Source organism: Streptomyces sp. NPDC002130, from assembly GCF_040296465.1.
GTDB lineage: Bacteria > Actinomycetota > Actinomycetes > Streptomycetales > Streptomycetaceae > Streptomyces.
On the sequence record NZ_JBEOXI010000284.1, the window covers coordinates 1 to 9,725 of the forward strand.

Here is a 9,725-nt window from a genome sequence, read left to right on the forward strand (position 1 = left end):
GTTCGGGTCGAGCCGCAGCGGGTGTCCCGGAAAGGCCTCGGCGAGGGCCTTGATCGCCGTGATCTCCTCGTCGGGCGCCGGGCCGCGAGCAGGTCCGCCGCGTGGGCGCCCGCGGCGGGCGAGTGAGCCGAGAAGACCCCGAGCGCACCGAGGTGCATCGGATGCTCGGCGGACTCCAGGTTCCAGAACGCCAGGTCGAGAGGAGCGAGCAGATCAGCAGTCAAGGGCTTGCCTCGCGTCGACGACGGGTGGGCCAGCAGTCAACCGCCCCCAGCCGATTACGGTCAAGTACGATCAGGCTACGTACAGTTAACAGCAGATTAAGTCCCGCCCCGATGGAAGGGGCGGGACTTATGGTGCATGTGCCGTCAGTCCAGCACAGGATGCGTCGCCGGGCACCCCGTGTGAGTCACCCGGGAGGCGTCATGGATCAACCCGGTGATGGAAGGTCACCCGCATGGCGGCCGACGGACTGCCGGCACGGTCGCCGGTCGACTGATTCATCTCGCGGGCATGTCAGGACAACCGACCGGGCCACCCCGCGTCAGGTGACCAACTGCCCCTTCCCGAGGGCGATGACCCCGCCCTTGGAGACCGTGTACAGCTCCGCGTCCCGCTCCGGGTTGACGCCGATTGTCGCGCCCGGCGGCACTTCGACGTTCTTGTCGAGGACGGCGCCGCGCACCACCGCTCCCCGGCCGATGTGCACGTTGTCGTGCAGCACCGAGCCCTGCACCACGGCCCCCGGGTCGACCACCACACCCGGCGACAGCACGGACCGCGTGACCTGCCCGCGCACCAGGCAGCCGGCGCTGATGATGGACTCGCTGGCGATGCCGCCCGCGTTGAAGCGGGCCGGCGAGAGCTGGTAGGAGTGCGTGTAGATGGGCCAGCTGCGGTTGTACAGGTTGAAGGCGGGGCGCTCGGCGATCAGGTCCATGTGGGCGTCGTAGTAGGCGTCCAGTGTCCCGACGTCCCGCCAGTAGCCCTGGTCGCGGGTGGTCTCGCCGGGCACGTGGTTGGCGCTGAAGTCGTACAGCGCGGCCTCGCCCCGGTCGGTGAGCTGGGGCAGGATCGAGCCGCCCATGTCGTGCACGGACGACGCGTCCTCCGCGTCCCGCCTGAGGGCCTCGATGAGGGCCTTGGTGGTGAAGATGTAGTTGCCCATCGAGGCGAACACGCAGGTCGGATCGTCCGCGAGACCCGGCGGGTCGGTCGGCTTCTCCAGGAAGCGCTCCACCGTCTGACCGTCCGAGCCCGGCGTGATCACCCCGAAGGACGAGGACTCGGTGCGCGGCACCCGGATCCCGGCCACCGTCACACCCGCGCCGCTCTCGATGTGCTGGGCGAGCATCTGGCGGGGATCCATGCGGTAGACGTGGTCGGCGCCGAAGACGGCCACGTACTCGGGGCGCTCGTCGTAGATCAGGTTCAGCGACTGCAGGATCGCGTCGGCGCTGCCCAGGTACCAGCGCGGGCCGAGGCGCTGCTGGGCGGGCACGGGCGTCACGTAGTTGCCCAGCAGATTGGACATCCGCCAGGTGGTCGTGATGTGCCGGTCGAGCGAGTGCGACTTGTACTGCGTCAGGACGCAGATGCGCAGGATGTCGCCGTTGACGAGGTTGGACAGGACGAAGTCGACCAGGCGGTACGTGCCGCCGAAGGTCACCGCCGGTTTGGCCCGGTCCGCGGTCAGGGGCATCAGCCGCTTGCCCTCGCCGCCCGCCAGCACGATCCCCAGGACCGAAGGACCACCACCACGCATGGCCGCTCCCCTCACGCCGATTTCCCGATGCCTGCCCCTGAGCAGTACCCGCTAAGCCTGTTTGACGATCTCCTCGTAGAGCCGGACCGTGCGGCGGGCCACCGCGTCCCAGCCGAACTCGCCGACCGCGCGCTCCCGCCCGGCCTCGCCCATCCTCCGGGCGGCCGCCGGGTCGGCCAGGACGGTGTCCATGGCCCGGGCGAGGCCCGCCTCGAAGCCGTCGCCGGGCGGGACGAGCAGCCCTGTCGTGCCGTCGTCCACCACCTCGGGGATGCCGCCGACCGCCGAGGCCACCACGGGGGTGCCGCAGGCCATCGCCTCCAGGTTCACGATGCCGAGCGGCTCGTACACCGACGGGCAGACGAAGAGGGCGGCGTGCGTGAGGAGCTGGATCACCTCCGGGCGCGGCAGCATCTTCGGGATCCAGAACACCCCGTCGCGGACCCCGCTCAGCTCCCCGAACAGCTCGCGGAACTCCTGGTCGATCTCCGGCGTGTCCGGGGCGCCCGCGCAGAGCACGACCTGCGCGGCCGGGTCGATGTCCCGCACCGCGCGCAGCAGGTGGGGCACGCCCTTCTGGCGGGTGATCCGGCCGACGAACAGCACGTACGGGCGGGAGCGGTCGAGACCGACGCGGTCCAGGGCGTCCGTGCCGGGATCGGGCCGGTAGAGCGCGGTGTCGATGCCGTTGTGCACGACGTGGACCCGCTCCGGGTCCAGCGCCGGGTAGCAGCCGAGGATGTCCTCGCGCATGGCGCCGGAGACGGCGATCACCGCGTCGGCGGCCTCGATCGCGGTGCGTTCCGCCCAGCTGGACAGTTCATAGCCGCCGCCGAGCTGCTCGGCCTTCCAGGGGCGCAGGGGCTCCAGGGAGTGCGCGGTCATCACGTGCGGGATGCCGTACAGCATCTTGGCGAGGTGACCGCCGAGGTTGGCGTACCAGGTGTGGGAGTGGACGAGCTCGCGGCCTTCGAGGGCGGCGGCCATGGCGAGGTCGACGGAGAACGTGCGCAGCGCGTCGTTGGCGCCGTCGAGCGCGGACCAGGGCCGGTGCCGTCGCACACCGTCGGCGCGGCCCTCCCCCCAGCAGTGCACGTCCAAGTCGACGAGCGGTCTGAGCTCGCGGGCGAGGAACTCCACATGGACACCTGCACCGCCGTACACGTCCGGCGGGTACTCCCGGGTCAGCAGTCCGACGCGCACCCGCAACTCCCTGCTCTCAGCGGCCGTTCCCTTTCATGGTCACCCAGATGGGGCGCGTGGGGAAGAGCGGGGCGGTCGTGGGAAGCAACAGTCGCCGCAGACGCCCCCTCCGGGAACCCGGTAGTACAGGCAGCAGCTGCGGCGCCGGAAGGCGGTGCCGGTGAGGCTCCCGGCGCCGGCGAGCCGGGGGTGCGCGAGGAGTTCCGCGGCCAGGGAGCGGGCCCGGACGGCGACGTCCGTACGGCCGTGCCGCCGGGCCCAGCGGTCCAGTTCCCGGGCGGCGCCGGCCAGCGAGGAGGCGGCGTTGCCCCGCAGCAGGCCGGGGGCGAGGCCGTGACGGGCGCGCAGGGCCGCCGCCAGGGGGACGAGGTGGCCGTTCAGGACGACGTCCGCGACCGTCCGCGCGTCACCGGGAAGCGGCGTCACGTCCGTGAGCCACAGGTCGTCGGGGGCGCTGCCGTCGGCGTCCCAGTGCAGCAGCCGGGCGTCCAGGTCGGGGACGCGGCCGTACAGCGCGGCGCAGCCGAGGGCGATCGACCAGAGCCGGGCGGCGAGGCCCAGATGGGTCACGGACGCGGCGACACGCGTCTCCGGGGCACGCAGGGCGGTCGCGACCTTCTGCACTCGAAAAATCAGGGGATTTCCGGACAGTTCCGGTGACGTTGTGGCATACGCCTGTGCGAGAGTGGGAAGGGACCCGGCCGGTGCTCCTTCCGTGCGCAGCACGAAGAAGCCGGCGAGCGGGCGGAGCGCGGCGAGGTCGGGGTCGAGGTCCACGAAGAGCAGTAGTACCAAGGCCCCTAAGGGACGCGACCCGGTGGCCCCCGACCGGACTCGCCCACCCTGGGGATGACGGTGCTCCCCTCGTACTCCATCGGCAGTAGGACCCAATGAGTGCTCAGGGACGACGACGGGAAGACCTGGACACGGCAGGGTGTTGGTCATGAAAGCCCACCTTTCGCCGCGTAGGGCCGAGCGCCCCCGCCTCACGCAGAGGAGCAGCCGATGAGCGCCCTCGCGTTGTCCGTCCTGCTGTCGCTCGTCTCCGCGTTCGCCTACGCGGGCGGGGCGATCGTGCAGGAGCGGGTGGCGGAGTCCTCGCCGGGTGAGCAATACGCGCCGCTGCGGCGGCCGGGCTGGTGGGCGGCGGTCGGGCTGAACGGCCTCGGTGGAGTGCTGCACGTGGTGGCTCTGGCCTACGGTCCGCTGAGCCTGGTGCAGCCGCTCGGCGCGCTGACCATCGTGGTGGCGCTGCCCATGGCGGCCCTGTTCGTCGGCCGCAAGGCCGGCGCCACAGCTTGGCGGGGCGCGATCATGGCGACGGTGGGCCTCGCCGGTCTGCTGTCCCTGGTCGCCGCGTCCGACGCTCGGTCGCTGGACACGGCACAGCGGGTGGCCGTCGCCGTCGTCACCGCCGGTGTGGTCGTCTCGCTGATGATCGCCGCCCGGGCGGCGCACCGGCACCCGGCGGTGCGCAGCATGCTGCTGGCGACGGCGTCCGGTATCGCGTTCGGCATGTCCTCGGTGTTCACCAAGACCGTCGCGGTGGACTGGACCGGAGGTGTGTCGGCGGCGGACGTGCCCTCCCTCGCCGTGATCGGCGTCCTCGCCACGGCCGGCATGCTGCTGTCGCAGGCCGCCTACCGGGGCGCCGGCCTCGCCGCCCCGCTGGCCACGCTGACGGTCGTGAACCCGGTGGTGGCGGCCGCGGTGGGCATCACGATGTTCGGAGAAACCTTCCGCTACGGCACGACGGGGACGGCGCTCGCACTGGGCTGTGGCGTGGTGGCGGCGGGTGGCCTGATCCTGCTGACGACGGAACGGCTCACGCACGGGCAGCCGGTGGACCCGCGCGAGCCGGTGGTCGTGTCCGAGCCGGTCGCTGCCGTGGCCGACGCCGTGGCCGCCGGTGGGCGACCGCTCGTGCAGGATGTGTTCGTGCCCGGGCCCGGACCGCGGCCGGGGTCGGCGGCGGTGCTCGTGCCCGGGCCGCAGACGCCGCTCGCGGTGCTCGTGCCGGAGCCGGACGCACCGGTCGCGGTGCTCGCGCAGGGTCCGGGGGCAGCGGCGGCACCCGGTGCGGATGCCGCGTACGAGAGCGGGGAGCCGTCGGTGGCAGCCACCGCCGACGAACGCCCGCTCCCCTACGTCCCCTTCCACGGCATCCCGTACGTCCCGCTCCCCACGGTCGACCGGCACCGCATACGCGTCAGATCCTGACGCCGCCGGCCCGCAGGTACGCCACCGGGTCGACGTCCGAACCGAAACCGGGCCCCGTCCGCACCTCGAAGTGCAGATGCGGGCCCGAGCTGTTGCCGGTGGAGCCGGAGCGGCCGATGCGCTGGCCGGCGCTCACCGACTGCCCGTCGCGCACGGAGATCGCGGACAGGTGGGCGTACTGGCTGTAGCGGCCGTCGGCGTGCCGGACCACGACCTGATAGCCGTACGAGCCGCCCCATCCCGCGCTGACGACGCTGCCCGACGCGACCGACTTGACCGACGTGCCGGTGGGCACGGGGAAGTCGATGCCGGTGTGGTAGCCCTTCGACCAGGAGGAGCCCGCCTTGCGGTAGGGCGTCCCGAGGGAGGCGTTGACGGGGGCGACGAAGCCCTGCCGGGTGGCCGTGGACCGGTCCGCGCGCTCCCTGCTCTCGTCCTTGGCCCGCTCCTTGGGCTGCTCCTTCGGCCGCTCCTTGGCGCGGTCCTGGACCGGCTTCTTCGTCGAGGGCTCGGCCGACGGTGCCGGCCTGTGCGCGGGACGCGTCTTCGTGGCGCCCTCACCACGCAGCGCGAGACGCTGGCCTGGCACGATCAGATCGGGGTCGGACCCTATGGCCGACCGGTTGGCGGCGTACAGGCCCCGCCAGCCGCCCCGCACGTCCTGGTCGTCCGCGATGCCGGAGAGGGTGTCGCCGCGGACCACGGTGTACATCTCGGCGTTGCCCGCCCGGGACTGCGGCGTGGACTGCGGCCGTACGTCCTCGATGGAGGTCTTCGGCTTGGTTTCCCTCTGCTGCGTGCGCTCGGCGGCCGGCCGGATGTCGGGCTCGCCGCCGCCCCGGGTCAGTCCGGCCCGCACGGAACAGACCGGCCAGGCGCCCGGGCCCTGCCCGTCGAGCACCTTCTCCGCGACGGCGATCTGCTGGTCCTTGCTCGCCAGGTCCGCGCGTGCCGCGTAGGCCCGGCCGCCGTAGGCCTCCCAGGTGGACTGGGTGAACTGCAGGCCGCCGTAGAAGCCGTTGCCGGAGTTGATGCTCCAGTTGTTGGTGGACTCGCAGGCGGCGACCTTGTTCCAGGTGTCCATGTCGGCCGCCTGGGCGGCGCCGGTGCCCATGAACGGCAGTGCCATGCCCGCGCCGCCCGCCGTGACGGTGAGTGAGGCGCGGTTGATCCTGTTCGGCTGATACCGGCGGTGCCGGCCGCGTACGGCCATCGATAGCCCCCCTAGACATGCGTCAGGAGGGGCAAAAGTAAGCGCTGCGAACCGGCCAGAACAAGACGGCTTTTCGCCGCCCGGGAGTCCAAATGGCCGGTATGAGGCCCCTGTTGAGCGACGTGCGCCTCGGCGGTGCACCGTGTACGGCACCCGGTGCGCGGGTGCGCCGTGCGCGGGGACGCGTGCGTCGGCTGAGTGCGACGGGGCTCTCGTCCGTATCAGCCTGCGCCACGCCGTGCGACCCGGGCGTGCGGACGAAGTAGCGGCACGTCAGGATGGTCGACGGGGGATGCCCGTGGGCGCCCCCCACCGGCAGCACCGATACCGAGGTCTTTAGGAGCGAACCGAATGAGCAGTACAGCGCAGATCGGCGTCACCGGTCTCGCGGTCATGGGCCGCAACCTCGCCCGTAACTTCGCCCGCAACGGCTACACGGTCGCGGTGCACAACCGGACGCCCGCGCGTATGCACGCCCTGGTGGAGGAGTTCGGCGGCGAGGGGGAGTTCGTCGCGTGCGAGAGCGCCAAGGACTTCGTGGCGGCGCTGGAGCGGCCGCGGCGTCTGGTCGTGATGGTGAAGGCCGGTGAGCCGACCGACGCGGTGATCCAGGAGTTCGCACCGCTGCTGGAGCCCGGCGACATGATCATCGACGGTGGCAACGCGCACTTCGCCGACACCCGGCGCCGTGAGCGGGACCTGCGTGAGCAGGGCATCCACTTCGTCGGCATGGGTGTCTCCGGCGGCGAGGAGGGCGCGCTGAACGGCCCGAGCATCATGCCGGGCGGCCCGAAGGAGTCCTACGACTCGCTGGGCCCGATGCTGGAGAAGATCTCGGCGAAGGCGGCCGACGGTTCGCCGTGCGTCTCGCACGTCGGTCCGGACGGTGCCGGGCACTTCGTGAAGATGGTGCACAACGGCATCGAGTACGCGGACATGCAGCTCATCGGCGAGGCGTACCAGTTGCTGCGGGACGTCGCCGGGTACTCCCCCGCCGAGATCGCGGAGATCTTCCGGACCTGGAACCGGGGCCGACTCGACTCGTACCTGATCGAGATCACGGCCGAGGTGCTGTCGCACGTGGACGCGGAGACGGGCAAGCCGTTCGTGGACGTGGTGGTCGACCAGGCCGAGCAGAAGGGCACCGGCCGCTGGACCGTGCAGATCGCCCTGGACCTGGGCGTGCCGGTGTCGGGTATCGCCGAGGCGGTCTTCGCGCGCTCCCTGTCGGGCCATGCGGCGCTGCGGGAGGCCTCGCGCGAGCTGGCCGGCCCGAAGGCGCAGCCGCTGAGCGAGGCGGAGGCCAGGGCGTTCGCGGACCGGGTGGAACAGGCGCTGTACGCGTCGAAGATCGTGTCGTACACGCAGGGCTTCCACGAGATCGACGCGGCCCGCGACGAGTACGGCTGGGACATCGACCTCGGCGCGGTGTCGGCGCTGTGGCGGGGCGGCTGCATCATCCGCGCGGCGTTCCTGGACCGGATCCGTGCCGCGTACGACGCCCGGCCGGACCTGCCGAGCCTGCTGTCGGACGCGACGTTCGCGCAGGAGATCGCGGACGCCCAGGACGACTGGCGTGAGGTACTGGTCGCGGCGACCCGCCAGGGTGTCCCGACGCCCGGTTTCGCCGCGGCCCTCGCCTACTACGACGCCCTGCGCGCGGAGCGGCTGCCGGCGGCGCTGACGCAGGGGCAGCGGGACTACTTCGGTGCGCACACCTACCGCAGGGTGGACCGCGCCGGTTCGTTCCACACGCTGTGGGGCGGGGACCGGTCGGAGACCACCGCGTAGGCGCTGCCGCTCAGGAGGGTGCGGGGCGGTGGACGGCACGTGTCGCCGACCACCGCCCCGTTCGCGTATCCGGGTCAGGACAGCGGCGGGCCGGGCTCCGGGTTCGGTACGGGCTCCGGTCCCGGGGGGATCGGGGACGGGTCGGGACCCGGCACGGGGTCGGGGCCCGGGGGCGCCGGCGGGGTGGGCGCGGGCGGCGGAGGGGTCGGCTCGGGGCCCGGCGGGGGCTGTGGGTTCGGCACCGGGTCGGGATGCGGATCCGGGTGCTGGGGATCCGGGCCCGGTGTCGGCGCCGGCGGCACGGGGTCGGGAATCGGGTTCGTCATCAGGTCCTCCAGCCAGTGGGACGACTCCGGCTCTGGACTAATCCCCGCCTACCCGGTGCCCGCGTCGGCAGTCACTCCCCCGCAGGACGGGCATGGACCAGGTGGGGGTAATGGGGTCGGGGCCGGGTGCCCGAGAGGGTCGGGGTCGTGTCCGGAGAGGGGCGGGCCCGGGTCGGAGTGGGGCGGGCCCGGGTGGCAGCGGGGCGGGCCTGGGCCGGTGAGGGGCGGGCCCAGGTGGCAGAGGCTCGGGCCCGGGCCGGAGAGAGTCGGAGCCGGGCCGGAGAGAGTCGGGCCCGGGCCGGAGAGAGTCGGGCCCGGGCCGGAGAGAGTCGGAGCCGGGTCAGAAACGCCCGGGGTGGGCCCTCAGCCAGTCCTTCGCCGCCGCGAGCAGGTCCTGATCGGCCGGGGAGGCCTCGTCGGGGTGGCGTTCGGCCCACTTGGTGACGTACGGGCAGAGCGAGGCGACCGCGCTGTGCTCACGGCCGGCGAGGGCGTAGAGCTCGCGCGCGAGCGAACCGGCGATGCCCTTGCCCTCGTGGGCGGGCTCGACGATCGTGTGGACGGGCACGAGCGCGCGCTCAGGGCTCTCGAGCACGAAGTACTCGATGCGGCCGACGACTTCACCGTCGGACACGGCCTCCAGCCGGCCCGCCGCCCGGTCGTCACGGATCTCCGGGTCGCTCATGGACACGCTCCTCCTCTGCTCTGCTGCTTCGGATACGCCGGTCAGGCCCTGACGGCCTGCGGACTGCGCTGCTGGTCCGAGCCGGGCACCGGCTCGGACGGGTCGGCACCGAGGGCCACGATCCGGTTGTCGCGGTCCACGTGCACGACCCGGGGGACGAGTGCCCGCGCCTCGGCGTCCGTCACCTGGGCGTAGCTGATGATGATCACGAGATCGCCGGGGTGGACGAGATGGGCCGCGGCCCCGTTGATCCCGATGACACCGGACCCGCGCTCGCCCTCGATGACGTACGTCTCCAGCCGGGCCCCGTTGGTGATGTCCACGATGTGCACGAGTTCACCGGGCAGCAGATCGGCGGCGTCGAGCAGATCGGCGTCGATGGTCACGGATCCCACGTAGTGCAGGTCGGCCTGGGTGACGGTGGCTCGGTGGATCTTGGACTTGAACATGGTACGCAGCATCGAGAAACTCCCGGTTTGTCTGCTCCCTGCCCGCTTTTTGCAGGTCAAGGGCGGTCTTCGG

The 9,725-nt window shown here is 72.2% G+C and carries 8 protein-coding genes and 1 pseudogene; 2 read left to right on the plus strand and 7 right to left on the minus strand.

Going from position 1 to position 9,725, the window contains the following annotated elements:
• Positions 1-77: 77 nt before the first annotated feature.
• The 4 genes and pseudogenes from ABT116_RS35135 to ABT116_RS35150 form a co-directional block, all read right to left on the minus strand.
• A pseudogene (locus ABT116_RS35135) lies at positions 78-224 on the minus strand (wax ester/triacylglycerol synthase domain-containing protein); the annotation flags it as partial.
• Positions 225-544: 320 nt separating this feature from the next.
• Positions 545-1,765, minus strand: coding sequence for a glucose-1-phosphate adenylyltransferase (gene glgC, locus ABT116_RS35140; protein WP_351642369.1), 1,221 nt, complete (start codon positions 1,763-1,765; stop codon positions 545-547).
• A gap of 51 nt (positions 1,766-1,816) precedes the next feature.
• A complete protein-coding gene (gene glgA, locus ABT116_RS35145; RefSeq protein WP_351642374.1) occupies positions 1,817-2,968 on the minus strand; it encodes a glycogen synthase in 1,152 nt (383 codons plus the stop codon).
• Positions 2,969-3,007: 39 nt separating this feature from the next.
• The gene (locus tag ABT116_RS35150) at positions 3,008-3,745 is read right to left on the minus strand and encodes a (2Fe-2S)-binding protein (protein ID WP_351642401.1); all 738 of its coding nucleotides are present in this window, start codon (positions 3,743-3,745) and stop codon (positions 3,008-3,010) included.
• Positions 3,746-3,973: 228 nt separating this feature from the next.
• Between ABT116_RS35150 and ABT116_RS35155 the strand changes: the two genes are divergently transcribed.
• The gene (locus tag ABT116_RS35155) at positions 3,974-5,188 is read left to right on the plus strand and encodes a DMT family transporter (protein WP_351642378.1); all 1,215 of its coding nucleotides are present in this window, start codon (positions 3,974-3,976) and stop codon (positions 5,186-5,188) included.
• On the opposite strand, the gene ABT116_RS35160 is transcribed toward ABT116_RS35155, so the two are convergent.
• Positions 5,178-6,401 carry a transglycosylase family protein gene (locus ABT116_RS35160; protein ID WP_351642381.1) on the minus strand — a complete coding sequence of 408 codons (1,224 nt, stop codon included), beginning with the start codon at positions 6,399-6,401 and terminating at the stop codon, positions 5,178-5,180. The genes ABT116_RS35155 and ABT116_RS35160 overlap by 11 nt on opposite strands.
• Positions 6,402-6,752: 351 nt before the next feature.
• Here ABT116_RS35160 and gnd point away from each other — a divergent pair, with 351 nt between their 5' ends.
• A complete protein-coding gene (gene gnd / locus ABT116_RS35165) occupies positions 6,753-8,192 on the plus strand; it encodes an NADP-dependent phosphogluconate dehydrogenase (RefSeq protein ID WP_351642386.1) in 1,440 nt (479 codons plus the stop codon).
• Positions 8,193-8,858: 666 nt separating this feature from the next.
• On the opposite strand, the gene ABT116_RS35170 is transcribed toward gnd, so the two are convergent.
• Together ABT116_RS35170 and panD are read right to left on the minus strand one after the other, a co-directional pair.
• Positions 8,859-9,203 carry a GNAT family N-acetyltransferase gene (locus tag ABT116_RS35170; RefSeq protein ID WP_351642392.1) on the minus strand — a complete coding sequence of 115 codons (345 nt, stop codon included), beginning with the start codon at positions 9,201-9,203 and terminating at the stop codon, positions 8,859-8,861.
• Positions 9,204-9,244: 41 nt separating this feature from the next.
• On the minus strand, positions 9,245-9,664 hold the full coding sequence (panD, locus tag ABT116_RS35175; RefSeq protein WP_351642397.1) for an aspartate 1-decarboxylase: 420 nt from the start codon (positions 9,662-9,664) through the stop codon (positions 9,245-9,247).
• Positions 9,665-9,725: the final 61 nt, after the last annotated feature.

What these genes read in the sequence shown, in the direction of transcription:
- glgC (WP_351642369.1), bottom strand. Translation starts at nt 1,765, where the DNA reads ATGCGTGGTGGTGGTCCTTCGGTCCTGGGGATCGTGCTGGCGGGCGGC.
- ABT116_RS35155 (WP_351642378.1), top strand. Translation starts at nt 3,974, where the DNA reads ATGAGCGCCCTCGCGTTGTCCGTCCTGCTGTCGCTCGTCTCCGCGTTC.
- ABT116_RS35160 (WP_351642381.1), bottom strand. Translation starts at nt 6,401, where the DNA reads ATGGCCGTACGCGGCCGGCACCGCCGGTATCAGCCGAACAGGATCAAC.
- gnd (WP_351642386.1), top strand. Translation starts at nt 6,753, where the DNA reads ATGAGCAGTACAGCGCAGATCGGCGTCACCGGTCTCGCGGTCATGGGC.
- ABT116_RS35170 (WP_351642392.1), bottom strand. Translation starts at nt 9,203, where the DNA reads ATGAGCGACCCGGAGATCCGTGACGACCGGGCGGCGGGCCGGCTGGAG.
- panD (WP_351642397.1), bottom strand. Translation starts at nt 9,664, where the DNA reads ATGCTGCGTACCATGTTCAAGTCCAAGATCCACCGAGCCACCGTCACC.